The sequence below is a fragment of the Agromyces allii genome (assembly GCF_009749385.1).
Lineage (GTDB): Bacteria > Actinomycetota > Actinomycetes > Actinomycetales > Microbacteriaceae > Agromyces > Agromyces allii.
In genome coordinates this window covers 297,632-323,189 of the sequence record NZ_WBIN01000003.1, presented here as the reverse complement: position 1 = coordinate 323,189, position 25,558 = coordinate 297,632, and the positions used below count along the sequence as shown (strand labels likewise).

21 protein-coding genes are annotated in these 25,558 nt (G+C 71.5%); 7 read left to right on the top strand and 14 right to left on the bottom strand.

What is annotated here, in order from left to right; genetic code table 11:
- Window positions 1-34 precede the first annotated feature (34 nt).
- Complete coding sequence (locus GQR16_RS06155) at window positions 35-1,255, bottom strand: amidohydrolase (protein ID WP_157414251.1); 1,221 nt, start codon at window positions 1,253-1,255, stop codon at window positions 35-37.
- A gap of 74 nt (window positions 1,256-1,329) precedes the next feature.
- On the bottom strand, window positions 1,330-2,433 hold the full coding sequence (locus GQR16_RS06150; RefSeq protein WP_211373451.1) for a LacI family DNA-binding transcriptional regulator: 1,104 nt from the start codon (window positions 2,431-2,433) through the stop codon (window positions 1,330-1,332).
- 109 nt (window positions 2,434-2,542) lie between these two features.
- Between GQR16_RS06150 and GQR16_RS06145 the strand changes: the two genes are divergently transcribed.
- Window positions 2,543-3,307 (top strand): SDR family NAD(P)-dependent oxidoreductase, encoded by a 765-nt coding sequence (locus GQR16_RS06145; protein ID WP_157414249.1) that lies wholly within the window; start codon window positions 2,543-2,545, stop codon window positions 3,305-3,307.
- A 118-nt stretch (window positions 3,308-3,425) separates the two neighbouring features.
- Here the strand turns inward: GQR16_RS06145 and GQR16_RS06140 are convergent, their stop codons facing one another.
- The 7 genes from GQR16_RS06140 to GQR16_RS06110 form a co-directional block, all read right to left on the bottom strand.
- Window positions 3,426-4,601, bottom strand: a complete 1,176-nt coding sequence (locus GQR16_RS06140) for a glycine C-acetyltransferase (protein WP_157414248.1) — start codon at window positions 4,599-4,601, stop codon at window positions 3,426-3,428.
- Between the two features lie 2 nt (window positions 4,602-4,603).
- Window positions 4,604-5,647 (bottom strand): L-threonine 3-dehydrogenase, encoded by a 1,044-nt coding sequence (tdh, locus tag GQR16_RS06135; protein ID WP_157414247.1) that lies wholly within the window; start codon window positions 5,645-5,647, stop codon window positions 4,604-4,606.
- A 218-nt stretch (window positions 5,648-5,865) separates the two neighbouring features.
- Window positions 5,866-7,071: a Gfo/Idh/MocA family protein gene (locus tag GQR16_RS06130; protein WP_157414246.1), complete on the bottom strand. Its 1,206-nt coding sequence runs from the start codon at window positions 7,069-7,071 to the stop codon at window positions 5,866-5,868.
- Window positions 7,072-7,195: 124 nt separating this feature from the next.
- Entirely contained in the window at window positions 7,196-8,260 is a 1,065-nt protein-coding gene (locus GQR16_RS06125; RefSeq protein ID WP_157414245.1) for a LacI family DNA-binding transcriptional regulator, read from the bottom strand.
- A gap of 3 nt (window positions 8,261-8,263) precedes the next feature.
- On the bottom strand, window positions 8,264-9,172 hold the full coding sequence (locus GQR16_RS06120; RefSeq protein WP_157414244.1) for a carbohydrate ABC transporter permease: 909 nt from the start codon (window positions 9,170-9,172) through the stop codon (window positions 8,264-8,266).
- Entirely contained in the window at window positions 9,165-10,181 is a 1,017-nt protein-coding gene (locus GQR16_RS06115; protein ID WP_157414243.1) for a carbohydrate ABC transporter permease, read from the bottom strand. The genes GQR16_RS06120 and GQR16_RS06115 overlap by 8 nt, the downstream gene beginning before the upstream one ends.
- Before the next feature lie 4 nt (window positions 10,182-10,185).
- Window positions 10,186-11,457: an ABC transporter substrate-binding protein gene (locus GQR16_RS06110; protein WP_157414242.1), complete on the bottom strand. Its 1,272-nt coding sequence runs from the start codon at window positions 11,455-11,457 to the stop codon at window positions 10,186-10,188.
- A gap of 432 nt (window positions 11,458-11,889) precedes the next feature.
- On the opposite strand from GQR16_RS06110, the gene GQR16_RS06105 reads away from it, so the two are divergent.
- Window positions 11,890-13,194 carry an MFS transporter gene (locus tag GQR16_RS06105; protein WP_157414241.1) on the top strand — a complete coding sequence of 435 codons (1,305 nt, stop codon included), beginning with the start codon at window positions 11,890-11,892 and terminating at the stop codon, window positions 13,192-13,194.
- 42 nt (window positions 13,195-13,236) lie between these two features.
- Here the strand turns inward: GQR16_RS06105 and GQR16_RS06100 are convergent, their stop codons facing one another.
- Entirely contained in the window at window positions 13,237-13,656 is a 420-nt protein-coding gene (locus GQR16_RS06100; protein ID WP_157414240.1) for an SRPBCC family protein, read from the bottom strand.
- A 140-nt stretch (window positions 13,657-13,796) separates the two neighbouring features.
- Here GQR16_RS06100 and nucS point away from each other — a divergent pair, with 140 nt between their 5' ends.
- The gene (gene nucS / locus GQR16_RS06095; protein WP_157414239.1) at window positions 13,797-14,492 is read left to right on the top strand and encodes an endonuclease NucS; all 696 of its coding nucleotides are present in this window, start codon (window positions 13,797-13,799) and stop codon (window positions 14,490-14,492) included.
- Between the two features lie 59 nt (window positions 14,493-14,551).
- On the opposite strand, the gene GQR16_RS06090 is transcribed toward nucS, so the two are convergent.
- Complete coding sequence (locus GQR16_RS06090) at window positions 14,552-14,989, bottom strand: hypothetical protein (protein WP_157414238.1); 438 nt, start codon at window positions 14,987-14,989, stop codon at window positions 14,552-14,554.
- A 171-nt stretch (window positions 14,990-15,160) separates the two neighbouring features.
- On the opposite strand from GQR16_RS06090, the gene GQR16_RS06085 reads away from it, so the two are divergent.
- Together GQR16_RS06085 and GQR16_RS06080 are read left to right on the top strand one after the other, a co-directional pair.
- Window positions 15,161-15,847, top strand: a complete 687-nt coding sequence (locus GQR16_RS06085) for an HAD hydrolase-like protein (RefSeq protein WP_246200571.1) — start codon at window positions 15,161-15,163, stop codon at window positions 15,845-15,847.
- Window positions 15,848-16,192: 345 nt separating this feature from the next.
- A complete protein-coding gene (locus GQR16_RS06080; RefSeq protein WP_246200570.1) occupies window positions 16,193-18,967 on the top strand; it encodes an immune inhibitor A domain-containing protein in 2,775 nt (924 codons plus the stop codon).
- 100 nt (window positions 18,968-19,067) lie between these two features.
- Here GQR16_RS06080 and GQR16_RS06075 read toward each other — a convergent pair whose 3' ends face one another.
- The gene (locus tag GQR16_RS06075) at window positions 19,068-19,700 is read right to left on the bottom strand and encodes a TetR/AcrR family transcriptional regulator (RefSeq protein ID WP_157414236.1); all 633 of its coding nucleotides are present in this window, start codon (window positions 19,698-19,700) and stop codon (window positions 19,068-19,070) included.
- A 112-nt stretch (window positions 19,701-19,812) separates the two neighbouring features.
- Between GQR16_RS06075 and GQR16_RS06070 the strand changes: the two genes are divergently transcribed.
- Together GQR16_RS06070 and pepT are read left to right on the top strand one after the other, a co-directional pair.
- Window positions 19,813-20,007, top strand: a complete 195-nt coding sequence (locus tag GQR16_RS06070; RefSeq protein WP_157414235.1) for a hypothetical protein — start codon at window positions 19,813-19,815, stop codon at window positions 20,005-20,007.
- Between the two features lie 77 nt (window positions 20,008-20,084).
- Window positions 20,085-21,392 carry a peptidase T gene (pepT, locus tag GQR16_RS06065; protein WP_157414234.1) on the top strand — a complete coding sequence of 436 codons (1,308 nt, stop codon included), beginning with the start codon at window positions 20,085-20,087 and terminating at the stop codon, window positions 21,390-21,392.
- A 129-nt stretch (window positions 21,393-21,521) separates the two neighbouring features.
- On the opposite strand, the gene GQR16_RS06060 is transcribed toward pepT, so the two are convergent.
- Both GQR16_RS06060 and GQR16_RS06055 read right to left on the bottom strand, forming a co-directional pair.
- Complete coding sequence (locus GQR16_RS06060) at window positions 21,522-22,040, bottom strand: glutathione peroxidase (protein WP_157414233.1); 519 nt, start codon at window positions 22,038-22,040, stop codon at window positions 21,522-21,524.
- A 127-nt stretch (window positions 22,041-22,167) separates the two neighbouring features.
- A complete protein-coding gene (locus GQR16_RS06055; RefSeq protein WP_170298426.1) occupies window positions 22,168-25,461 on the bottom strand; it encodes a helix-turn-helix transcriptional regulator in 3,294 nt (1,097 codons plus the stop codon).
- Between the last annotated feature and the right edge of the window lie 97 nt (window positions 25,462-25,558).

Here is a 25,558-nt window from a genome sequence, read left to right as displayed (position 1 = left end):
CGCCAGCGCTCGAGCCGTGTCACCTCGCCCCGGGTCAGCTCGCGCCGAGCCACTCGCGCGCGGCGGCCACGAGCGTCGAGACGCCCACCTCGAGCGTCGGCTCGATGAGCGGCGCGAAGTGGGGCGAGTGGTTCGAGGGGATGTCCTCGGGCATGCGCCCGGTCGCCAAGGCGTCGCCGAACAGCGACGGGTCGGCCCCGCCGAGGAACCAGTACACGAGCGGAACGCCGGCGGCCGTCGCGAGGACGCCCACGTCTTCGCTTCCGGACACAACGCCCGGGTCGATGACGCGCTGGTCGCCGATCGCGGCACGCAGCGCGGCCGCGGTGCGTGCCGTGGCGGCCGGCTCGTTCACCGTCACCGGGAAGCGCTCGTCGTACGTGATCTCGGGCGGCTTCGGCGCCCCCGCGGCGACGGCCTCGGCCTGCACGATCCGCTCGATCGAGCCGAGCACCTTTGCGCGCACGGACTCGTCGAAGGTGCGCACGCTCAGCCCGAGCGTCGCCTCGGCGGGGATGATGTTGTTCTTGGTTCCGGCGTGCAGGCGGCCGACCGTGACGACCGCGGCATCCGTCGGCGCGACCTCGCGGGCGACGATGCCCTGCAGGCGAACCGTCGTGGAGGCGGCGAGGTACACGGGGTCGACCGTGGCCTCGGGGCGGGAGCCGTGCCCGCCGGTGCCGTGGATGCGCACGTTGAGGGAATCCGCGCCCGCCATCGCCGCGCCCGAGTGGAGTCCGACGAACCCGGCCGGGAACGGCGCGACGTGCTGGCCGAGCACCACATCGGGCTTGGGCACCCGTTCGTAGAGCCCGTCGGCGACCATGGCCTCGGCTCCCCCGCCGAACTCCTCGGCGGGCTGGAAGAGCGCGACGAGCGTGCCCGACCAGGAGTCGCGGTCGGCGACCAGGCGTTCGGTCGCACCGAGCAGGCAGGTCACGTGCACGTCGTGCCCGCACGCGTGCATGATCGGGACCTCGGTTCCCTCGTGGTCGGTTCCCCTGGCGGTGCTGGCGTACGGCAAGCCCGTCGCCTCGAGCACCGGCAGTCCGTCCATGTCGGCGCGGAGCAGCACGGTGGGGCCGTCGCCGTTGGCGAGCACACCCACGACGCCCGTGCGCCCGATGCCGGTGGTCACGTCGAGACCGAGGCCCGTGAGCGCCTCGGCCACGATGCCGGCGGTGCGGTGCTCCTGGAAGGAGAGCTCGGGGTTCTGGTGGAGGTCGCGGTAGACGGATGCGAGGTCGATGGCCATGTCGCCCAGCCTAGGCAGCCGCGGTCCGCCCATGGGGTTCGGAACACGTGCGCGCGTCGTGCGCGCGTCGCCGCTCAGTGCGCGCGGGGCGGGGCGGTGGTCTCGCCGACGTGCAGCACGCTCGTGAAGCAGCGCGAGGCGGGCGGCTCCCCGCCGTCGTCGGCGAGCATGCGCACGACGGCCTCGCCGGCGGCACGTCCCTTCGCCACCGACGGCTGCACGAGCGTCGTGAGGTCGTGCTGGAGCCCGTCGACGCGGATGCCGTCGAACCCGAGCACGCTCACCTCGGCCGGCACGGCGACGCCGAGCTCCTCGGCGGCCTGCAGCACGCCCGCGGCGAGCAGGTCGCTCTGCGCGATGATCGCCGTGGGGCGGGTCGCGGGGTCGGCGAGCAGCACGCGGCCGGCCTCGAGGCCCTCCTCGATCGAGCTCGCGGCGGCCGAGCGTCCGGTCGCGTTCGGGAAGACCTCGCGGGCCCCGCGCAGGCGTTCGCTCGCGGTGTCGGACGTGCTGCCGGCCTCGAGCGCCGCGGTGAGCGGGCCGCGCGTACGGGCGGGGTCGAGCGGGAGCGTCACGATCGCGGCATCCGTGTGTCCGAGGTCGCGCAGGTGCTGGGCGCCGCGTCGGGTCGCGTCGCGGTTGTCGATCGAGATCTCGGGGATGTCGGAGCCGGCCGCGCCCTCGATGGCGACGGTCGGGATGCCGCGACGGCGTAGGGCTGCGACGGTCTGGCTGAGGCGCGGGCTGCAGCCGATGAGCACGACGGCGTCGACCGGGGCGTTCTCGACGCTGAGCGCCGGAGCGGCGGCGACCCCGCCCGTGGTGTCGACGACGGGCAGGTCGACGGCGCCCACGTCGGTGAGCAGCAGCAGGCCGGCGCCGAGCGGCGCGATGCCCTCGGTGATGCCGTCGAGCATCTGGATCTTCACGGGGTCGAGGAACGCCGTGCGCACGCGCTGCTCGAGCACGACGCCGACGATGCCCGAGCGTCCGCGGCGGAGCGAGCGGGCACGCGGATCGGGGCCCGCGTAGCCGAGTTCGGTGGCCGCGGCGAGCACGCGCTCCTTCGTGGCGTCGGAGACGGGGCCCGACCCGCTGAACGCGAGGGAGGCCGTCGAGGCCGAGACGCCGGCGCGCGCGGCGACGTCGGACAGGGTCGGTCGGGCGGACTCGGACATGCTCGGGCATCCTCTGGTGGCGGTTCGGCGGGGTCGCCGATACGCCCGATCATAGGTCATCGACCTCGAATCGATTCGAGAACGGATGCCGAGCCCTAGGCTGGGCCGCATGCCGAAGACCGCACTCATCACGGGTGCGAGCTCGGGCCTCGGAGCCGAGTTCGCCCGCCAGATCGCCATGACCGGCGCCGACCTCGTGCTCGTGGCCCGCGATCGCGACGCCCTCGAGCAGGTCGCCGGCCGCATCCGTGCGAAGTACGGCGTCGGTGTCGAGGTGCTGCCGGCCGACCTGCTCAAGCGCCGGCACCTCGCGAAGGTGGTCGCGCGCATCGCCGACGCCGAGCGCCCGATCGAGCTCCTGGTGAACAACGCGGGGTTCGGGCTGCCGCTCGACTTCGCCTCGAACGACATCGACGACGAGGTGAAGCACCTCGAACTGCACGTCGAGGTGCCCATGCGGCTGAGCCATGCGGCGCTGGGGCAGATGCTGCCGCGCGGGCGAGGGCGCATCATCAACGTCGCCTCGGTGGCCGGGTTCATCCCCCGATCGACCTACGGCGCATGCAAGGGCTGGCTCATCGCCTTCAGCCGCTGGTCGAACGACCGGTACGGCGTGCAGGGCGTGACCACGACGGCCGTGTGCCCCGGCTTCACCCACACGAGCTTCCACGAGCGCATGGGGCTGGCCAAGGGCAAGGAGGGCGTGCCCGACTGGATGTGGCTCGACGCCCGCTCCGTGGTCGCCGAGGGCCTGCGCGACGCCGCACGCGGCAAGGCGGTGTCGATCCCGTCGCTGCGCTACCGGGCGCTCATCGGCCTCACGCGCCTGCTGCCCGCGTCGCTCGCGATGCGCGTCGGCGAGCGCGGCCGCTGACGCCCTTCCGCCGGTCGAGTAGCGACGGAGGAGCGTATCGAGACCAGCGTGAGTCGTGCGGTCGCGCTGGCCTCGATACGGCGCTGGCGCGCCTCCTCGACCGGCGGTCGGCGACCCGTCAGACCGCTGCGCGCGCCTCGACGAACGCGGCGACGCACCGGCGGATCTCGTCTTCGGAGTGCGCGGCCGAGAGCTGCACGCGGATGCGCGCCGCCCCGCGCGGCACCACGGGGAACGAGAACGCCGTCACGTAGACCCCGCGCTTCTGCAGCTCCTCGGCCACGCGACCGGTGACCACGGCGTCGCCGAACATGACGGGCACGATCGCGTGCTCGCCAGGCAGCAGGTCGAACGCGGCCTCCGTCATCAACGAACGGAACAGTGCGGCGTTCGCGTTCAACCGCTCGCGCAGGTCGCCCGACGACTCGAGCAGCGACAGCGCCTCGAGCGTGCCGGCGACGATCGCGGGTGCGAGCGTGTTCGAGAAGAGGTACGGGCGGGCGCGCTGGCGCAGCAGGTCGACGATCTCCTGCCTGGCCGACACGTACCCGCCGGATGCCCCGCCGAGCGCCTTGCCGAACGTGCCGGTCGTGATGTCGACCCGCCCTTCGACGCCGCAGAGCTCGGGCGTTCCCCGGCCGTTCGCGCCGACGAACCCGACGGCGTGCGAGTCGTCGACGAACACGAGGGCGCCGTACCGGTCTGCCAGGTCGCAGATCTCGGCCAGGGGTGCGATGTACCCGTCCATCGAGAAGACGCCGTCGGTCACGATCACGCGACGACGGGCATCGGATGCCGCGGCGAGCTGCACCTCGAGGTCGGCGAGGTCGCGGTTCTTGTAGCGGTACCGGCGCGCCTTCGAGAGGCGGATGCCGTCGATGATCGACGCGTGGTTGAGCTCGTCGGAGATGATCGCGTCGTCGGGCCCGAAGAGCGTCTCGAAGACCCCGCCGTTGGCGTCGAAGCACGACGAGAAGAGGATCGTGTCGTCGTAGCCGAGGAACTCCGAGACGCGCCGCTCGAGCTCGAGGTGCTGCTCCTGCGTGCCGCAGATGAAGCGCACGCTCGCCATGCCGTAGCCCCACTCGTCGAGCCCGCGGTGCGCGGCCGCGACGATGCGCGGGTCGTTCGCGAGGCCGAGGTAGTTGTTCGCGCAGAAGTTCAGCACGTCGTGCCCGGCGACCGACACCTCCGACGACTGCGGCCCGAGGATGCCGCGCTCGCGCTTGGTGAGCCCGGCCGCGTCGATCTCGTCGAGCTCCGCCCGCAGTTGGTCCTTCACCGATCCGTACATGCTCAGACCTCCGTCCAGTCGAGGATGACCTTGCCGACGCCCGCCGCCCTGGCGGTGTCGAACGCCTGGCGCCACTCGCGCGCCGGGTGCCGCTCCGAGATGATCGACGCGACGCGCTCGCCCAGCACGGGGCTGGTCTGCAGCATCGCGCTCATCGAGTTCCACGTCTCGAACATCTCGCGGCCGTAGATGCCCTTCACCGTGAGCATGTGCGTCACGACCTTGCCCCAGTCGATCGCGTAGGGCTCGCTCGGCAGGCCGAGCATCGCGATGCGCCCGCCGTGGTTCATGTTCTCGATCATCTCGGGCAGCGCGCGCGGCGACCCCGACATCTCGAATCCGACGTCGAAGCCCTCGCGCATGCCGAGCTGCTCCTGTGCCGAGCGCACGCGCTCCTTCGACACGTCGACGACGGCGTCTGCGCCCATCGTGCGCGCGAGCTCGAGGCGTGCGGGCGAGACATCCGTCGCCACGATGAACCGGGCGCCGACGTGGCGGGCGACCGCGATCGACATGAGGCCGATGGGGCCGCAGCCCGTGACGAGCACGTCTTCACCGACGACCGAGAAGGCGAGCGCGGTGTGCACGGCGTTGCCGAACGGATCGAAGATGGCGCCGACGTCGGGCTCGACGGGCGAGTGGTGCACCCACACGTTCTCGCCCGGGATGACGATGTACTCGGCGAACGCGCCGTCGCGGTGCAGTCCGACGCCGAGCGTGCGGATGCACATCTGGCGACGGCCGGCGCGGCAGTTGCGGCACATGCCGCAGACGACGTGCCCCTCGCCCGAGACCTTGTCGCCGACGGCGATGTCGTGCACCAGGGGGCCGACCTCGACGACCTCGCCGTAGAACTCGTGACCGGGCACGAGCGGCGTCGCGATGTTCGCAGCGGCCCAGTCGTCCCACGCCTCGATGTGGAGGTCGGTTCCGCAGATGCCCGTGCGGAGCACCCGGATCTTCACGTCGGCCGGGCCGGGCTCGGGCTCGGGCCGATCGGTGTACTCGAAACCTGCGCCGGGTGCGCGCTTGAAGAGGGCCTTCATCGATACCTCGTTGTTCGGTGCACGGGCCGCTGGATGCGGCGGCCCATGCGAAGTGGTCCGGTGGGTGCGCCGGATGGCGAATCCATCGTATCGGGCGCGGATGCGCGCGCGAGCGACGGCCGCGGTCTCCCGCAGGCCGCCGGGGCGCTTCGCCGTACAGGAGATCGGGCTGCATCCTCGCTGCGGGGCGGGGATGCATCCGAATCTCCTGCACGTGGTCAGACGGCGGTGGCGGATGCCCCGGCGAATGCGTCGGCCTCGACCTGCCCTCGCTCGAAGTAGGCGACCAGGTCGTCGGCGAGCGCCGGTACGGCGAGCGCACCTCCGTCGCCGCGCAGCGACTCGGTCGCGAGGATGCCGGCCGCGACCGCCTCGCGGGCGGCGACGGGCGAGGTCTCCGTGAGTCCTCCGGCGCGCACGAATCGCAGGAACTCGGCGACGAGCAGTGCATCGGCGCCCTCGTGCCCGGCGTCGGCGACCTCGGGCACCACGAACGACTCGTCGGGTGCGGCCGCACCCTGGTGGCGACGGTTCCAGAGCCCGACGGTCGAGCCCGCGGTGTCGCCGAAGTTCTCGATGCGCCCCTCGGTGCCGATGACCGTGTAGTTGCGCCAGTAGTCGGGTGCGAAGTGGCACTGCTGGTAGCTCGCGAGCACGCCGTTCGACAGGTGCAGGTTCACCATCGACACGTCTTCGACGTCGACGACCGGGTTCAGGCCGGTGAGCGAGGCGGGCGGCCAGTTGTCGAGGCTGAACCAGTCGGGCATGCGCTCGCCCGACCGGTCGCGGCGGTCCTCGATGCCGCCGTAGACGCTGAGCGAGCCCATCGCCGAGACGCGGTCGGCGTAGGCGCCCGCGAGCCAGTGGATGACGTCGAGGTCGTGCGCGCCCTTCTGCAGCAGCAGGCCGGTCGTGCGGCGCCGATCGGCGTGCCAGTCCTTGAAGTAGTAGTCGCCGCCGTTGCCGACGAAGTGCCGGCACCAGACCGCCTTCACCTCGCCGATGCGCCCCTCGAGGATGAGCCTGCGCATGAGCACGACCACCGGCATGTGCCGCATGTTGTGCCCGACGTACAGGCGGGAGCCCGTACGTCGGGCGGTCTCGAGCACCGCGTCGGCGTCGGCGAGGTCGATCGCGAGCGGCTTCTCGCAGAACACGGCGACGCCCGCCTCGAGGGCGGCGATCGCGATGCGGGCGTGCGTGTCGTCGGGCGTGAGCACCATGACGGCGTCGATGCCGGAGGCGAGCAGCTCGTCGAGCGAGTCGGTGACGAGCGCGTCGGGGTATTCGGCCGAGGCCGCCGCGCGCGCCGGCTCGGAGAGGTCGCAGACCGCGGTGATGCGACTGCCCTCTCCCGGGCGGTGCGCCTCGTGCCTGAGGCTCGCGCGTGCGCCGAAGCCGACGATGCCGATGGTGAGATCCACTGGTGGTGCTCCTTACAGGGTGGTGAAGACGGTGAGGGCGACGGACGCCGCCGATGCGCGTCGAGCGCGGGCTGCGGCGGGTCGCGTGGCCGGGGTCGGGTCGGGCGCCGGGTCGGGCGCCGGGTCAGACGCCGGGTCGCGGCGCGGGCGCGTCGAGGTCGGTCGAGCCGCCCGGATGCACCGACCACGGGAACTCGTGCAGCTCCCCCGCGGATCGCTCGGGCTCGAGCGCGCGCCCGATGATGAGCTCGGCCTGGCGCTCGTAGAAGTCGGTCGGGCCGACGGTCGTGAGGGTCGGTGCGACGAGCTGCGCGTCGGGCGTGTTGCCGATGCCGACGACGGCGACGTCGTGCGGCACCCGCAGCCCGAGCATGTGCGCCGCGTTGATCGCCGCGATCGCCGCGAAGTCGGTCGAGGCGTAGATCGCGGTCGGCCGACGCTCGCCCGAGAGCAGGCGCACGGCGGCCTGGAACGCGCTGGCCTGCGAGTCGCCGAAGGTCGCCGTCCACTCGGGGTCGGGCTCGATGCCATGCGCCCGCAGGCCCTCGAGGTACGGGGTGTACCTCGTGACGCCATGAGCGGCTCCCGTGACCGCGGCCTCGGCGACGAGGCATCCGATCTCGGTGTGCCGTTCGAGCAGGTGCGCCATCGCGAGGTGGCAGCCCGGGATCGCGTCGGACCGGATCACGTCGTAGCCGTCGGGCTCGAGGTGCTCCGAGAAGACGACGAGCCGCTGGCCGCGGTCGACGAGGTCGGCGAGCTTGCGGCGTGCGACGTCGTCGTGCCCGGCGCCGTCGAGGTAGGCGACGTCGCTCTCGACGCGGTCGAGGGCCGTGTGCCAGTCGCCGTCGGCGAGGATCAGCGTGGTCAGGCCGTGCCGGTTCGCCTCGACGTTGACCGCATCGGCGACGGCGAGCGACCACGGGTCGCTCAGCATGTGCAGCGAGAGCTGGACCATGCCCGTGCGGCCGGTGCGCATGGCGCGCGCCGAGCGGTTCGGCCGGTAGTGCAGCTCCTCGGCGGCGGCGAGCACCCGACGTGCCGTGTCCTCGGCGACGCCCGACCCGTTCGATCCGGAGCGGCCCGAGAACACGTACGAGACGGTCGCGGTCGAGACGCCCGCGAGGTCGGCGACCATGCGCAGGGTGGGGCGGCGCTTCGGCGCGGCGGACTCAGCTGGATGCGCCATCCGTCACCCCTTCGTTCCCGAGAACGCGATGCCCTGGATGAACTGCTTCTGCAGGATCATGAACGTGACGAGCATCGGCAGCGTCGCGAGCAGGGCGCCCGCCATGAGCACAGGGTAGTCAGTGCCGTGCAGCCCGACGAGCTGCGACAGGCCCACCGAGAGCGGCATCTTCGCGGGGTCGGTGGTCACGACGAGCGGCCAGAGCAGATCGTTCCACGACCACAGCACCGTGAAGACCGTGAGCGCGATGATGCCCGGCTTCGCGAGCGGCACCATGATGCGCCAGAACGTCTGCCACGGGTTGGCGCCGTCGATGCGGGCGGCCTCCTCGAGCTCCGACGGCATCGACATGAAGAACTGCCGCATCAGGAACGTGCCGAAGGCGCTGAACAGGCCGGGCACGATGAGCGCCTGGAGCGTGTTGATCCACCCGAGCGTCTGGATGATCTCGTACTGCGGCAGCAGGTAGAGCTGCGACGGCACCATGAGCACCGAGAGGAACACCACGAAGAGCGCATTGCGGCCGCGGAACGGGATGCGCGCGAACGCGTAGCCGGCCATCGTGCACAGCACGACCTGGCCGATCGTGCGGCCGACCGTGAGCAGCACCGAATTGAGGAACATCTGGCCGAAGGGCATCGAGTCGAAGACCTCGGCGAAGTTCGTGAACACCCACGGGTCGGGAATCACCACCGGCGGCACCTGCACGGAGTCCTGGAACGTCTTGAACGCGGTGAGCGCCTGCCAGACGAACGGGAAGACCATGACGATCGCGCCGGCGGCCAGCAGCAGGTGCACGAGCCAGTGGCCGCGGTGCGGGCGGCGGCCGACGGGACGGCGTCGGTCGGCGGATGTCGCGGACGCGGCATCCGCCCCCGTCATCGCCCTGGTGTCGAGCGAGAGGTCACTCATAGTGCACCCACTTCTTCTGGAGCCGGAACTGCACGACCGTGAGCACGAGGATGATCAGCAGCAGCAGGAAGGCGATGGCCGCCGCGTACCCGCGTTCGTTGTCGAGGAACCCCGCCTCGTAGAAGAGGTAGACGATCGTGCGGGTGTTCGGCATGGCCGGGTTGCTGCGGCCGAGCATCATGTAGATGAGGTCGAACACCTGCAGCGCGCCGATCACGCTGATGACGCTCACGAAGAAGATGCTCGGGCTCAGCAGCGGGATCGTGATCGAGAAGAACTTGCGCACGGGTCCGGCGCCGTCGAGGTCGGCGGCCTCCATGATCGTGTCGGGGATGCCCTGCAGGCCCGCGAGGAAGATGACGATGTTCGTGCCGAGTCCGGCCCAGATGCCGACGGCCGCGATGGCGACGAGCGCGGTGCTCGGGTCGGTGAGCCACGACCTGCCGTCGATGCCGACGGCGCCGAGCATCTCGTTGAGGACGCCGTAGTCGCCGTTGTAGATCATGCGCCAGACGAGCGCGATCGCCGCCGGCATGGTGACCACGGGGATGAAGTAGAGCGTGCGGTAGACGCTTCGTCCCCGGAGTCCCGCGGTGTTCAGCAGGGCGGCGATGGCGACCGCGATCGGGATGCCCACGAGCGCGATGATCGTGTACACCGCCGTGTTGCGCAGGGCACCGAGCAGCTCGGGGTCCTGCATGAGCCGGACGTAGTTGTCGAACCCCACGAACTCGGATCCGCCGAAGGGGCCCGACTTCGTGAACGAGAGGATGAGGGTGCGGATCGTCGGCCAGATGTAGAAGGCCAGGAGGCCCACCGCGGTCGGGCCGATGAACACGAGCGCCCACCACGCGGACTGCGAGGGGCCTCGGCGACGCGTGCGGCCGGCCCTGGCCGATGGTCCGCCGGGTCGGGCCGAGCCCTCGGGCCCGCCGGGGGCGGCGTCCTGCCGCCCCCGGTCGAGCTCGGAGATCGGCGCCGCGGCACGCTGCGCGATCAGGTCGGTCATCGGGTCACTCCGCCTCGGCGTCCAGCGCGGCCTGCATCTGCTCGGCGAGCTGCGCGAGGCCGTCCTTCGGCGTGAGAGTCCCCGCCCAGACCTGCGAGAGCACCTCGCTCTCGATCGAGGTCCATGCGGACGTGTTCTTCGAGACCGGGTAGGGCACGGCGTCGTCGAGCGCGTCGATGTAGACCTGGAGGTCGAACTGCGGCAGGGCGTCGACCCAGGCCTGCTGGGTGCCGTTGAACGCGGGGATCACGGTGCCGGAGTCGGCCTGGATGTCGGCGGCCTGCTCTGAGCTGGCGAACTCGGCGAACTCCTTGGCGAGGTCGACGTGCGCGCTCTTCGCGTTCGCGACGTTCGCGACGCCGTGGATCACGCTCTGGTTGCCCTCGGCGCCCGAGGGCAGCGGGGCGACGTTCACCGAGCCGGCGAGGTCGGGGTTGTCCGCGTAGGCGATCGCGGCCCACGAGCCGTTCTGGAACATGGCGACCTTGCCCGAGAGGAAGAAGTCCTCGGGGTTGGTGTCGGTCATCTGCTGCGCGGTCGGCGAGGAGCCGTCGGCGATGAGGTCGGTCCAGAGCTCGATGCCGGCGAGCGCCTCGGGGCTGTCGTAGCCCGTGGTGGTGCCGTCGGCCGAGACGACCTCGCCGCCCGCCTGGGCGATCGAGTTGTAGAAGTTCTCCTGTCCGTACTGGCTCGCGGCGATGCCGTAGACGCCGGTCGCCGGGTCGGAGAGCTTCGCGGCGGCCGCCTTCAGGTCGTCCCAGGTCCAGTCGGCAGACGGGTACTCGACGCCGGCCGCGTCGAAGAGCGCCGTGTTGTACCAGAGGGCCACGGTGTCGAAGTCCTTGGGGGCGCCGTAGAGGTCGCCGTCGTACGTGTACAGGTCGACGAGCCCGGCCGGGTAGTCGGCGGTGTCGATCCCGTCGCCGTCGAGCGGGGCGAGCACGCCGTTGCCCGCGTAGAGCTGGAAGTTCGGGCCGTTCATCCAGAAGACGTCGGCCGCCGCACCGCCGGAGACCGCGGTCTGCAGCTTCGTGAAGTACTCCTTGTACGGCGTGAGCTGGATCTCGACGTCGACGTTCGGGTGCTCCTCGGTGAACGCGTCGGCGATCTGCTGCATCGCCGGCTGCTGGTTCTGGTCCCAGATCGCGTAGGTGAGCGTGACGTCGCCATCGGCCTCGGCGCCGCCGGCTGCGCCGGAGCATCCGGCCAGGGCGATGGCCGCGGCCGCCGAGACGGCGAGCGACGCGGTGATGCGGGACTTCGGGACGTGGCGCATGGTCCTCCTTTGGACACGGTTCGATCGGTCGGCCGGAGCTTCGGCCCCGGCTGTTAATCGTTTAGCAGGTTGGACCATATCCACGGATTCGCGCTGCGTGCAAGTGCGGGAAAGCGGGACTTTCGCGCACTCCGGATGCACGCTCCTGGCGGATTCGGGCAGGCGACGAACCCGCTTCGCCCGCGAGCTCGGCGTGCATGCGCGATCAGCCGGGATGCGCGTTTCGTCGCCGAGCCGTCGCCCGGAACGCGCAATTCGGGACGACTGGCCGGGCGGGCGAACGGTCGAGCCGGCCGCCCGACCGGGTCGTGTTGCGACGGCGCAACCGCGCCGATACAGTTTCAGTGCCGGTATCGAATCGATTCGACCCATGGCCGGCCGCACCGATCAGCGAGGACCCCCGTCCTCTCCCCGACAACGAAGCCGAGCAGCATGAGCGCACCGACCACGACCCGCAAGGGCCTCACCGCATGGCGCAACGCCGTCTTCGCGATCTTCTTCCTCTCGGGGCTGAGCCTCGCGAGCTGGGTCGCGCGGCTGCCCGAGGTGCGCGACGAGACGGGCCTCAGCACGCAGGGCGTCGGGCTCGTGATCCTCTCGGGCTCGATCGCGTCGGTGCTCGGCCTCATCGCCGCGCCGCCGCTCATGGCGCGGTTCGGCGCCCGCATCGGCATGGCCGGCACGCTCATCTCGGTCTCGCTGGGCCTCGTGCTCATCGGCATCGGCGGATCCCTGGCGCCCTCGGTGCCGCTCATCGCGATCGGGCTCGCCTTCGCCGGCTTCGGCAACGGCGCGGTCGACGTCATGATGAACGTCGAGGGCGCTGAAGCCGAACGCGAGATCGGCCGCACGGTCATGCCGCTCATGCACGCGTTCTTCTCGTTCGGCACGGTCGCCGGCGCGGGCATCGCGGCCGCCGCGGCCGCCCTCGACATCGCCGTCTTCACGCACCTCGGCACGATCGCCGCGATCATCGCCGTGGGCGCGGTGATCGCCGTGCGGTTCGTGCCGCATCGCACCGAACTCGGCGACCCCGCCGATGCGTCCACTGCTTCGGCAGGGCGAGCGGATGCCGCGCCGCGCCGTCCGTTCGGCGAGCGCCTCCGCGACGGCCTCCGGGTCTGGGGCGACGTGCAGCTGCTGCTCATCGGCGTCATCATGCTCGGCATGTCGTTCGCCGAGGGATCGGCGAACGACTGGCTCACGCTCGCCGCCGTCGACGGGCACGGCCTCGAGCCCGCTGCAGGCGCCGCGGTCTTCACGGTCTTCGCCGTGTCGATGACCACCGCGCGGGTGCTCGGCGGTCCGCTCATCGACCGCTTCGGCCGCGTGCTCACGCTGCGCGTGCTCGCCGCGACCGGCGTCATCGGCCTCAGCATGTTCATCTTCGGCAGCGAGCTCTGGGTCATCATCGTCGGCACCGTGCTCTGGGGCGTGGGCGCCTCGATGGGCTTCCCGGTCGGCATGTCGGCCGCCGCCGACGTGCCCGACCGTGCCCAGGCCGCGGCCCGCGTGAGCGCGGTCGCGATCATCGGCTACTGCGCATTCCTCGTAGGCCCGCCGTTCATCGGGTTCCTCGGCGAGCAGTTCGGGCTGCTGAACGCGCTGCTCGTGATCCTGGTGCTCATGGTCATGGCCGGACTCGCCGCACCCGCGGCGCGCGAGCGCACCGGCAAGCCCGGCGCGACGGGAGTCGAAGAGCACCCCGAGACGACGGGTACGACCGGCACCGCCTGACCGACCGCACCATGCGACGACGCGTGCCGACCGGATCGGGCGCTACTCGGACTCGAGCAGCCTCACGAGCGATGCCAGGTCGTGGTCGAGCGCGAGGCGGAGTCCGGGCGCGAGTCGCGCGCCGAGTCCGGCCTGCGCCGGGCCGTCGAGCAGCCCCGTGAGGGTGACGACCGTGTCGTGCTCGCCGTCGACGGCTTCGTGCAGCACCGTAAGCGAAGCCCCGTCGAGGTCGGTCGTGTCGGCGTAGGCCCAGCCCGGCCCGATGCGGGTGACCGTGAACCGGGTCTCGATCCCGCCGACCGCACGCGAGCGACCGGTCGCTCCGAGCGCGAACGGGCCGTCGAGGACGAAGTACTCCATGCTCGGCGCCCACTCGGGGTGGGACGGGAGGTCGCACCACCGCTCGAAGAACCGGGATCCCGGCGCGGTGGACGTGCGCGTGACGCGTGCGATCTCGATCATCGCCGATCCTTTCGGGCGGTCGCCGGCTCGGCGACGGTGCTGCGACGGTGCTGCGTCTGAAGCGTACCGAGCGACTCCGACACGCGACGGGTACGTCGGGCGGGGCCTCCGCCGCGGCATCCGACGCCTAAACTCGACGGGTGCGTCTCGTCATCGCCCGCTGCTCCGTCGACTACGCGGGGCGGCTCTCGGCCCATCTCCCACTCGCCCAGCGCCTGCTCATGGTCAAGGGCGACGGCTCGCTGCTCGTGCACTCCGACGGCGGCAGCTACAAGCCGCTCAACTGGATGAGCCCGCCGTGCACGCTCGAGACGACGCTGCCCGACGAGGCCCAGGCAGCAGCCGGCGTCGTCGAGGTCTGGAAGGTCACGCACAAGAAGACGGCCGACCAGCTCATCGTCTCGATCCACGAGGTGCTGCACGACTCGTCGCACGAGCTCGGCATCGACCCCGGCCTGCAGAAGGACGGCGTCGAGGCGCACCTGCAGAAGCTGCTCGCCGAGCAGATCGAACTCCTCGGCGACGGCCACCGGCTCGTGCGCCGCGAGTACATGACGGCCATCGGCCCGGTCGACATCCTCGCGACGGACGCCTCGGGCGCCTCGGTCGCGGTCGAGCTCAAGCGTCGCGGCGACATCGACGGCGTCGAGCAGCTCACCCGCTACCTCGAGCTCATGAACCGCGATCCGCTCCTCGCGCCCGTGAGCGGCGTGTTCGCCGCACAGGAGATCAAGCCCCAGGCCCGCACCCTGGCTGAAGACCGCGGCATCCGCTGCGTCGTGCTCGACTACGACGCCATGCGCGGACTCGACGACAGCGACTCGCGGCTGTTCTGAGGCGCTGGCGGGCTCGACGCGCGCCGCGGCTCCGCGGCTCCGCTGCTCCGCGCCGGCCGCTATTCGGTGACGACCACCGTGAAGGCGACCTCGTCGCCGGATGCGTCGTTCGAGAGCGAGACCTCGGTCTGGCCGACGGCGGTCGCCGTGAGGCCCGGGTTGAACTGGGCCGAGCCGTCGTCGTGGCCCGGCACGAACTCGACGATCGAGGGGTCGGCGATCTCGGCGGTCCATTCCGTGAAGTGCTCGTCGTCGCCGACGAGGTCGATCGAGTGCCCGACCGCGACCTCGACGGTCGTGCCGTCGGCGTCGCCGAGGTCGACGATCACGGGAGGAAGCGCGCCCGTGCTGGCGGATTCACTCGGCGACGTGCTCGCGGACGTCCCGCCTGAGGACGCGCATCCGGCGAGCGCGAGTGCGACCGCGAAGGCCGCCGCGACCGTCGTCGCCGCGTGCGCGAATCCTCGTCGCGAACGACGACGCTCCTCGATGGACATGGCATCCCCCGTTCCCGCCGATCGGCGTACCCCGAGGTCAGGCTACCGAGCCGACGAGACGGAGGACACCCCTGCGCGGGACACCCCGCCCGCGGCACCCGTCCGAGGCCCGGGCGGCGTTTCGAACGAAACCTGAGTGTCACTCGGATTATCCGGCCTTAGGATGACGAGGTGATCTCCCCCAGCCACACCAACGCCTTGGCGCCCACCCGAACCTGGGCCGCCGTGCTGTTCGACCTCGACGGCACCATCGTCGACTCCGCAGCCGACATCACCGCCTCGCTCGCGCGCATGTTCGCCGAGCTCGGCCTCGACGTTCCCAGCGACGAGCAGCTGCTCGCCTACGTCGGCCCGCCGCTGCTCGACAGCCTGCGTCTCATGGGCGGCTTCGACGACGCCGGCGCCGAACTCGCGCTCGAGACCTACCGCGCCGACTACGCGAACCGCCTGCTGCACTCCCCGGTGTTCCCGGGCGTCGCCGGCGTGCTCGAGCGCCTGCACGGCGCGGGCGTGCCGATCGCCCTCGCGACGTCGAAGCCCGAGTCCATGGCCCACGCCGTGCTCGAGAACGCCGACCTCAGCCGCTACTTCACCGTCATCGCGGGCGCGAGCGACGACGAGTCGCGCAGCACGAAGGCGGATGTCGTCGCCGAGGCGCTGCGTCGCCTTCAGGCGCTCGGCATCGACACCACGAACTCCGTGATGGTGGGCGACCGCGGCTACGACACGCTCGGCGCCTCCGCGAACGGCGTGCCGACGATCCTCGTGGAGTGGGGCTACGGCTCCCCCGCCGAGGCCGACGGCGCCATGGCGGTCGTGCACTCGACCGACCAGCTTCGCGGGCTGCTGCTCGGCTGACGCCCGCTCTGCGGCATCCGCCACGCATCGTGTTCACGCGGCCGTGGCGCTGATCGGCGACCCCTCGCCGAGCGGTCGCGTCGCGGCATCCGTCATTTCGACCGAGCTGATGACGCGGATGTGCACATCGTGACCATTCGACGCGCACGATCGACATCACAGGACCCTCGACGCAAATATTCTGCGAATCCATAGGTTCAGGGTTTACCCCCCGAACGGGCCACAGATAGATTCCCCCTTACGTCCGCCTACCGACGGACGACGTCGCGGCCGACGACCCTTCTCGTCGGCCGCACCGAGGGGAGAAGAATGTCTGGAATCTCCACGCGTGCGAAAAAGCGCGCGGTGGCGATCGTCCCGGTCATCGCTCTCGCGGCCGCCACACTGGCGGCAACGGGAGTGGTCGGTTCGACCGCAACAGCAGCACCATACGAGGCGCCGATCATCAGCGACTCCGAGTACTACATGAACTACGTCGAGCCGCGCGCCGAAGCCGCGTTCGGCGTGGATCAGAAGGTCGATGCGGGGGTGGACGCGCAGGAGCAGCAGGCTGCACTCGTGAAGGCCGACGCACTCGAGCGCAAGTTCACGGCAGGCAACCCGATCGCGGCCGCAGGACTCTCGAAGCTCGAATCGAAGTCGATCAAGAGCGGCAAGAGCCCGAAGTGGCTGAAGAGCCTCTACAAGTCGGCGAAGGAGACGCAGACCGCGAAGCTCCTGACGATCCTCGTCGAGTTCGACGAGAACGCCGCCGACGACTTCACGGGCGTGCAGGTGCCGACCTCGTTCGGCGCCTCCGACTGCAAGCCGGGCGACGTGCAGAGCGGACCGCTGCACAACAACCTCCCCAACCCGGCCAACCTCGCGAACCTCGACAACAACTCGATGTGGGTTCCCGACTTCTCGCCGAAGCACTACAACGACATGCTCTTCTCGAAGAAGGGCATCACCGAGCGTGTGCGCAAGGACCTCAAGGGCCCCGATGGCAAGAAGGGCATCGACATCTCGGGCTACACCATGAAGGCCATGTACGAGGAGATGTCGCAGGGCGCCTACACCGTGACCGGCACGGCGACGCCGTGGGTCAAGGTGCCGCACTCCGAGGCCTACTACGGCGCGAGCGTCTGCCACCTGAACGACGAAGGCGTCTACGAGGCCGGCGCGATGCAGGACATGCAGGGCCACCCCGACAACCCGCTCGGCGCAGGCCAGCTGCCCGTCGACGCCGTGCAGGCCCTCGCAGCGGCGCAGCCGAACTTCCCCTGGGCCGACTACGACATCGAGGACCAGGGCGACCGCGACGGCGACGGCAACTTCAACGAGCCCGACGGCGTGATCGACCACGTCGTGCTCGTGCACGCCGGTGCCGACAAGTCCGGCGGCGGCGGCGACGAGGGCACGTACGCCATCTGGGCGCACTCCTCCGCCGTCGCAGGCGGAGCCGACATCCCCGGGACGAACCTCAAGCTGTCGAACTACATCGTGCAGCCCGAGGACTCGGGCGTCGGCGTGTTCGCTCACGAGTACGGTCACGACCTCGGTCTGCCCGACCTCTACGACACCTCGGGCGTCGGCGACTCCGACGTCGACTTCTGGGACCTCATGTCGTCGGGATCGCACTCCGGCCCCATCTTCCAGTCGATGCCCACGCACATGGGCCTCTGGGACAAGTGGGTGCTCGGCTGGGCCGACCCGCAGATCGTGAACCCGGGCGACACGGCGAAGTCCGTGCTGATCGGGCAGAACTCGCGCCCGCTCAAGGGCACGAAGGACGGCGTCAAGATCAACCTGCCCGACAAGGTCGTCACGCTCGCGACGCCGCACAGCGGTGCCAACGCGTGGTACACCGGCGCCGACCAGGACTGGGCCGACATCCGGCTCGCTCGCAACATCGACGTGCCCGCCGGCGCGACCGACGCGAAGTTCTGGATGTGGAACGACTACGTGATCGAAGAGGACTGGGACTTCGGCTTCGTCGAGATCTCGACCGACGGCGGCACCACGTGGACCGACCAGAAGGTCCTGACCGAGGCGGGCGGTGAGGTCACGACGCCCGACGGCTACCCCGACCCCAACGGCAACCTCGCCACGTTCGACGGGCGCAAGTACGGCCTCACGGGTTCGACCGACGGCTGGCGCCACGACTACATCGACGTCTCGGCCTACGCCGGCCAGACGATCGGCGTGCGCCTGCGGCTCGCGACCGACGCGGCCTACCAGGACCGCGGTTGGTTCTCCGACGACTTCTCGCTGGTCGTCGACGGAGCACCGACGTGGAGCGACGACGTCGAGTCCGGCGAGAACGGCTGGACCAAGACGGTCGCATCGTGGGCTGCGAGCACCGGCCCCGGCTGGCGCATCGACACCGGCACCTCGACGAAGGCGCAGTACTACCTGGTCGAGTGGCGCAACTTCGACGGGTTCGACGAGGGCCTGAAGTACGCCTACGACACGGTGTACCAGACCGACGAGGGCGCGTGGAAGGTCGACAAGATCAAGTACAACGCCCCCGGCGCGCTCGTCTGGTACCGCGACACCACGTACGGCGACGCGAACCACGTGCAGTCGAACCTCACGGCACTGCCGAGCGGTGGAGCGAAGGGCGGCCTGTTGATCGTCGACAGCCACTTCGACCCGCTGCGACGCACCGGTGCTGCGGCCACGGTCGACCCGACGACGCTGAAGAACCTGCCGTCGAGGGCGCAGTCCTCGAACGCGGCGTTCGGCGTGCAGAAGACGTACCCCTTCAAGGAGTGCATCACCGATGAGGCGCTCACCGAGTACTGCACCGACATCCCGGCCCTGCCCGCGGTGAAGAAGTTCACCGACAACCAGGGCTGGGTGCCCGGCCTGGAGTTCCGCAACAACTCGCTGTTCTGGCGATACGCGAACGGCTCCGTCGTGGTTCCCTCGGTCGGCGACGCGCCGTACTCGACGCGCATCGTCAACCCCGATGGCACGCCTGCCACCGACCTGTACGGCGAACCGGCCGGCGGAATGGTGCTCGGCACGGGCAACCCCGGTGACGCCGGGGTCGGCTACGGCACCGGGGTCGAGGTGCAGCTCCCGCTGCTCGGCAACCGTGCGGCACTCGTGAAGATCACCGCCCCCAAGGGCTGATCCGAGCGGATGTCGCGGCGAGGCGTCGGCCCTTCGGGGTCGGCGCCTCGTCGCATGTGCGGGCAGCCGGCGAGGCGCCGAGGCGGCGCAACGGGCGGGGCTAGGCGGCGGGCGGCAGCCCGAAACCGTCGAGCAGGCGATCCAGGCCCGTCGCGAAGGCGTCGTCGTCGCCCAGCAGCGCGGCGGACTCGGTGAGCGGATGCTGCGTGGCCTCGGTCCAGAGCGGTGCGGGCGCATCGGCCGCGTCGGTGTCGGTGCCGGCCGCCGCGGCATCCAGCGTGATCGCACCGAGCACGTAGGCCCGCACGGCGACCGTGGCCCGCGCGGCGTCGGCCAGCGGCATCCCACCGCTCGTGAAGCCCTCGAGCAGGGTCTCGCCGAAGGTCAGGGCGTGACGCCCGTCGAGCGGACCGCTCGCGACGAGCACGACCGCACCCGGGTGCTCGGCGAACCGCGCCCGCAGGTCGGCCGCGAGGGTGCGCACCCGCGCGCGCCACGCCACGGACGGGTCGGATGCCGCGGCCAGGTCGAGCTTCGAGAACACCTGCTCGACCATGGCCCGCTGGAGCGCGTTCTTCGACGTGAAGTACGTGTACATCGCCGTGGGCGTGAGGCCGAGTCGCGCGGCGACCCCGCGGATCGAGACGGCGTCGCCGCCCTTCTCCTCGAAGATCTCGAATGCGGCGTCGACGATGTCGGCCTGACTGATGCTGCGCCTGGGTCCGGGCTTCATGCGGTGGTGCTCCTCGGGGTCGCGACAACGCTACCCGCCCGCAGGCGGTTGACCCGCCCTGCGGATCTCACGAGAATCGACTGCACACGGCTGCGACGGAACGGGGAACGACATGGCTGATTCAGAGCACGCCGAGCATCACGTCTCCCATGAGCGCTTCGACGAGCTGAAGGCCGAGTACTGCCGCCGGTGCGGGCTCCCGCTCTCGCAGGGCGAGCACAAGCACGAGCACGAGCACCACGCGCAGGCCGACGACGAGCCCGTGCACCGGCACGGTGACGACGCGCACCGCACGAAGCCGCACTGACCCGAGGCGCTCGAGCCGCTCGAGGCGCTCGAGGCGCGACATCCCCCGCCATCGCGCCGCTGTGGCACGCTGGAGGGATGGCCGCCGTATCGCCCGCTCCGTTCACCTCCCCCCTCGCCGAGTCGCTCGCCCCCGGGCTGCTGGAGCGCTTCGGCCGCTACGTGCGCGTCGGCACGCAGTCCGACCGCGACGGCGAGGGATCGCCCAGCTCGGCCCGCCAGCTCGACCTCGGGCGCGTGCTCGTCGCCGACCTGCTCGCGCTCGGCCTCGACGACGCCGTGCTCGACGCCGACGGCTACGCGTACGCGACGCTGCCCGCCACGATCTCGTCGGCCGACGGGCCCGTGCCGGTGATCGGCCTCATCGCGCACATGGACACGAGCCCCGACGCACCCGGCGACGGCGTCGAGCCGATCGTGCACCGCGCCTACGACGGCGGCCGCATCGAGCTGCCCCGCGGCGGCACGGTGCTCGACCCCGACGAGATCGCCGAGCTGCGCGACCACGTCGGCCACGACCTCGTCACGAGCTCGGGCGACACGCTGCTCGGCGCCGACGACAAGGCGGGCGTCGCCGCGATCCTGACGGCGGTGGCGCACCTGCTCGCGCATCCCGAACTGCCCCGGCCGACCCTGCGCCTCGCGTTCACGCCCGACGAGGAGATCGGCCGCGGCGCGCACCGCTTCGACGTCGAGGGCTTCGGCGCGCTGTGCGCCTACACGGTCGACGGCTCCGAGCTCGGCGAACTGCAGGACGAGACGTTCTCGGCCACCGAGGGCATCGTCACGATCGAGGGCCACGAGGTGCACCCCGGATTCGCGACCGGCAAGCTCGTGAACGCGGCCCGCCTCGCGGCCGAGATCGTCGCGGCGCTGCCCGACGACCTGACGCCCGAGCGCACGTCGGGCCGCGAGGGGTTCATCCACGTGTACGAGGTGCAGGGCTCGGCGGCGCACGCCGTGATCCGCACGATCCTGCGCGACTTCGACGACGAGCTGCTGGCCGCGCACGGCGAGGTGCTCCGCCGCACCGTGGCCGAGGTCGTCGCCCGCGAGCCCCGTGCCCGCGCCACGGTCGAGATCACGCCGCAGTACCCGAACATGCGCAGCTTCGTCGACCTGTTCCCGCAGGTGACGGATGCCGCTGAGCTGGCGATCCGCGCCGAGGGGCTCGATCCCCTCCGCACGTCGATCCGCGGGGGCACCGACGGCTCGCAGCTGAGCGCCATGGGGCTTCCGACGCCGAACCTCTTCACGGGAGGGCACGAGTTCCACTCGGTGCGCGAGTGGGCGTCGGTGCAGGAGATGGCCGCGGCGGCCGCAACCGTCGTGCGGCTCGCCGAGGTGTGGACCACGCCGGAGTTCCGCGGCGCGACGCGCGCCTGACGGCCCCGGGCACATGCAGGAGATCGGGCGTCATCCCCGGCCCACCGGCGAGATGGCGGCCGATCTCCTGCACTTCGCGATCGGACGGCGGGCGACCGCCGGCGGCGTCCTGGGCAGCGGTGCCGCTGCCTACTCGGCGGGCTGCGGCTCGGCCTCGTCGGCCTGAACGGGCAGCGAGGCCTCGATCGCCGCGATGACCTCGGGTGCGTCGGGCTCGGTGCGCGGGCGGAACCGGTGCACGCTGCGATCGGCGCCCACGAGGAACTTCTCGAAGTTCCAGCTGACCTTGCCCGCCTTGCCCTCGGCGTCGGGAGTCTGCTTCAGCTCGGTGTAGAGCGGGTGCTCCTTCTTGCCGTTGACCCGCACGCGGTCGACGATCGGGAAGGTGATGCCCCACGTGGTCGAGCAGTACTCGCTCACGGCCTCGTTCGTCGAGAGCTCCTGGAGGAACTGGTTGCTCGGAAACCCGATCACCGTGAAGCCCCGGTCGCCGTACTGCTTCTGCAGCGCCTCGAGCTTCTCGTACTGCGGCGCGAGGCCGCATCGCGACGCCACGTTCACGATCATGACGGCCTGGCCGCCGTAGTCGGCGAGGGAGGCGGTGCCGCCGTCCATCGTGGTGAAGGGGATCTCGTCGAGCCGGCTCATCGTGCCTCCGATGCGTAGGTATGGGTCTCCCCTCACGCTACGCCCGATGCGGCGCACGGAGCGCCGAACGCAGCGATCTCACAGCGCGGATGCCGGTGGTCGACCCGACCGGCGTCGGCACGCCGCGTCAGCGCAGCACGCCCGCGCGGAACGCGGCCTCGGCGCGCGTCGAGGCGCCGAGCTTGCGGAGGATCGCCGAGACGTGCACGCTCACGGTCTTGCCGCTGATGTAGAGCCGCTCGCCGATCTGGCGGTTGCTGAGCCCCTCGGCGATGAGTTCGAGCACCTGGCGCTCGCGGGTCGTGAGCTCGTCGACGGCGGCAGCGGCCTCGACGGCGTCGGCGGTGGGCGACTCGGCGATGTTCGAGCCCTCGAGAACCCGGTCATCGCCCAGCCCGCCGGCGGAGCGTCCGCCTCTCGCATCGCGGACCTCGCGCGCGGTCTGCGCGGCCCGCGCCGCCGCGCCGCCGCCGACCCCGTCGAGCGCGATGCCCGCGGCCGAGGCGACACGCACGATCTGCTCGACGACCGCGGTCACACCGCCGGTCACGGCCTGCGTGTGCGCGGCCTGGAGCGTCGTGCGCGCGCCGGCACGATCGGCGGCGGCGAGTTCGGCCTCGCCCTGGCGCAGCAACGCGTAGGAGCCCAGGTATCGGGGCGAGGTCGGCTCGGTCGTCTGCTCGAACGCGGCGCGCCAGGCTGCGGCATCCGTTCCGGGGATTCCGGATGCCGCGTGCGACCCCGGCACCGCGGCGACGGCGAGCTCGGCGTCGAAGAGGGCCCGCCAGAGCGGCGCGGTGGGCCAGAACGCCATGCGGTCGAAGAGCGAGAGGATCACGGGCACCGCCCGCTCGACCTCGTCGGCCAAGGACCCGAGGGCGGGAGCGGCGAGCGAACCGCCGGCGTCGCCAGCGCGGTCGTTGCCCTGCAGCACGACGCGACTGCGCACCGCGGCGATCGTGCGCCCGGCGACCCAGAGGAACGGCAGGGCGTAGCCGGGGAGCGTGTGCCGGTCGGCCTGCACGACGACGCGGACCTCGCGCCAGGCCTCCGCGGGGTCGCCCTGGGCGAGGGCGATCTCGGCGGCGACGCGACCGATGCCGAGCATGGTCTGCACCTCGGCGTCCATGACGCGGTTCATGGCGGGGCGGAGCGATCGGTGCAGCTCGGCGGCGCGGTTCACGTCTCCCCGCCAGAGGGCCGTCCAGATGCGCGCCCGGTGCAGGTAGACGTTGAGCGGCAGGGCCGGGTCGAGCGCGAGGGCTCGCTCGGTGAGGCGTTCGGCACGCTCCCACTCGCCGAGCGCCAGCAGCGGGTCGACGGCGTTGGAGGCGAGCAGCACGCCCGAGCTGCGCTCGACGCCCTGGTCTTTGGCGCGCGCGAGCCCCTCTTCGGCGAGGCGCACGGCCTCGGCGTGGTTGCCGATCAGGTAGTGCAGGTCGGAGGCGTTGACCCAGTACCGCAGCAGCGACGAGCCGTCGCCGAGGGCGAGCTCGTGCGCCCGGTCGAGCAGCGCGAGCCCACCGGGCACGTCGCCGTTCGTGGCGACGCTGACCCCCTGGATGTTGAGCGCGACCGACGCGTAGCGTGCGGAGCCGACGCGGTCGGCGGCGACGTAGGCCTGCTCGGCCATGGCGACGGCCTCGTCGAGCCTGGCCTCGATCATGAGGCGGCCCGCGAGCGCGATGAGCACCGTGGCGCGGAGGTCGTCGGAGCCGTCGTCGCCGAGCACCTCGAGCGCCTGCTCGAGGAGCGGGATCGAGCCCGGGCGACCGACGTTCGCGAGGTAGAGCCCCGTGTCGCGCAGCAGTCGGGGGTACTGCGGGTCGTCGGGCGGGCACTCGTCGAGCGCGGCCTTGACGAGCGCCAGCCCGCGCTCGCCCTCGCCGGCGCTGCGGAGATAGGAGGCCGTTCGGCCCATGAGCTCGAGCTTGCCCATGCCCGCGGTCACCGCGGCGTCGGGCACGACCTCCCAGAGGCCGATCGCCCGCTCGCCGAGCTGCGCGGCGGATGCGTAGGCGGCCGCGGCCCGCGCCTCGCCCATGGCCTTGATCGTGGCCGGGAACGCCTTGGCGGCGTCGTTGGCCCCGAGCCAGTGGAACGAGATCTCGGCTGCGAGGCGCCGCGACCCGTGCGCCGCGGTCTCGTAGGCGCGCGCGTAGCGGCCGTGGTACCTGGCGCGTTCGCCCGGCAGCAGGTCGGCGAGGATCGCCTCGCGCACGAGCGCGTGACGGAACGCGTAGTCGGATCCCTCGACGGTGAGCACGCCGCCGAGCACGGCCTCGCGTGCCGCCGCATCGAGCGCCTCGGCGTCGAGCGGCTCCGCCTCGCCCGCGTAGACGGCCTCGAGCAGCGCGTGCGGCACCCGCACCCCGCCGATCGAGAGCAGGCGCAGCAGGCGCTGGGCGGGTTCGCCGAGCCGTTCGTAGCGGGCGAGCAGCAGGTCGCGCAGCGTCTCGGGCACGTCGTCGTCGGTGCGGCAGCCGTCGAGGCCGATGAGCTCCTCGATGAGGAACGGCACGCCGTCGCCACGCCGCACGATGGTCTCGGCGGCCTCGATCGTCGGCGCACGGTCGGGCGCGAGCGAGGAGACGAGCGCCATCGCGTCGTCGGGCGTCAGCCGCGAGAGCTCCTGCCGGTCGACCCAGCGATCGCGGTCGGCCTCGGCGAGGAACCCGCGCACCGGGTGCCCGCGCGTGACGTCTTCGCTGCGGTACGTGAGCACCGTGAGCACACGGCTCGACCCGAGCACGCGCATGAGGAATCGGAGCATCGCGAGGCTGGCCGCGTCGATCCAGTGCAGGTCTTCGATGACGAAGACGATCGGCTTCTCTTTCGAGAGGGTCTCGAGCAGCACCGCGATGGCCTCGTGCAGCTGGCTCGTCGCCGCATCGCCGCGGATCGGGGCCGCCGGTCGGCTCCGGGCGTCGGATGCCGCGGGCCCGCCGTCGCGCGCACCGTCACCGGTCTCGGCGCCCGTGCCCTCGCGCGCCGCGCCGGCGTCAGCCGAGCCCGCGTCAGCCGTGCCCGCGTCAGCCGAGCCGCCCGCGCCCTCGGCCGACGAGTCGGAGCCGGCGGATGCCGCGAGCTCGGGCAGGAGCGCCGTCAGCGCCCCGCGCCCGGGGCCGACGACGTCGAGCACGCGCTCGGCGCCCACGTCGGCGACGAGCGCCCGGAGGGCGGCCTTGACGGGCGCGTACGGCGCCGCGACGCTGCCGAGGTCGACGCACTGGCCGACGACGAAGCGCACCTCGCCGTCGAGGCTGAGGGCGAACTCGCGCACGAGGCGCGTCTTGCCGATGCCGGCCTCGCCCCCGATGATGACCGTGAAGGGCGACCCGGATCGCACCTCGTCGAGGCGTTCGAGGAGCCTCGCGAGGTCGGCGTCCCGGCCGATCATGGCCGGCGCAGACGTGGTCACCTCCTCATCGTGCCACGCACCGCCGACAGCGGGGCCCGTGCGCGGCATCATGCCGAGGTTCCCGACGAGAAGACCCTTGCGCGCGAGCGCGGCATCC

Excerpts from the sequence above, each read along its gene's own strand:
- GQR16_RS06115 (WP_157414243.1), bottom strand. The coding sequence starts at position 10,181 with ATGACCGACCTGATCGCGCAGCGTGCCGCGGCGCCGATCTCCGAGCTC.
- GQR16_RS06070 (WP_157414235.1), top strand. The coding sequence starts at position 19,813 with ATGGCTGATTCAGAGCACGCCGAGCATCACGTCTCCCATGAGCGCTTC.
- GQR16_RS06150 (WP_211373451.1), bottom strand. The coding sequence starts at position 2,433 with ATGTCCGAGTCCGCCCGACCGACCCTGTCCGACGTCGCCGCGCGCGCC.
- GQR16_RS06125 (WP_157414245.1), bottom strand. The coding sequence starts at position 8,260 with ATGGCGCATCCAGCTGAGTCCGCCGCGCCGAAGCGCCGCCCCACCCTG.
- GQR16_RS06105 (WP_157414241.1), top strand. The coding sequence starts at position 11,890 with ATGAGCGCACCGACCACGACCCGCAAGGGCCTCACCGCATGGCGCAAC.
- GQR16_RS06090 (WP_157414238.1), bottom strand. The coding sequence starts at position 14,989 with ATGTCCATCGAGGAGCGTCGTCGTTCGCGACGAGGATTCGCGCACGCG.
- GQR16_RS06110 (WP_157414242.1), bottom strand. The coding sequence starts at position 11,457 with ATGCGCCACGTCCCGAAGTCCCGCATCACCGCGTCGCTCGCCGTCTCG.
- GQR16_RS06075 (WP_157414236.1), bottom strand. The coding sequence starts at position 19,700 with ATGAAGCCCGGACCCAGGCGCAGCATCAGTCAGGCCGACATCGTCGAC.
- tdh (WP_157414247.1), bottom strand. The coding sequence starts at position 5,647 with ATGAAGGCCCTCTTCAAGCGCGCACCCGGCGCAGGTTTCGAGTACACC.
- GQR16_RS06145 (WP_157414249.1), top strand. The coding sequence starts at position 2,543 with ATGCCGAAGACCGCACTCATCACGGGTGCGAGCTCGGGCCTCGGAGCC.
- GQR16_RS06140 (WP_157414248.1), bottom strand. The coding sequence starts at position 4,601 with ATGTACGGATCGGTGAAGGACCAACTGCGGGCGGAGCTCGACGAGATC.
- pepT (WP_157414234.1), top strand. The coding sequence starts at position 20,085 with ATGGCCGCCGTATCGCCCGCTCCGTTCACCTCCCCCCTCGCCGAGTCG.
- GQR16_RS06120 (WP_157414244.1), bottom strand. The coding sequence starts at position 9,172 with ATGAGTGACCTCTCGCTCGACACCAGGGCGATGACGGGGGCGGATGCC.
- GQR16_RS06060 (WP_157414233.1), bottom strand. The coding sequence starts at position 22,040 with ATGAGCCGGCTCGACGAGATCCCCTTCACCACGATGGACGGCGGCACC.
- GQR16_RS06155 (WP_157414251.1), bottom strand. The coding sequence starts at position 1,255 with ATGGCCATCGACCTCGCATCCGTCTACCGCGACCTCCACCAGAACCCC.
- GQR16_RS06100 (WP_157414240.1), bottom strand. The coding sequence starts at position 13,656 with ATGATCGAGATCGCACGCGTCACGCGCACGTCCACCGCGCCGGGATCC.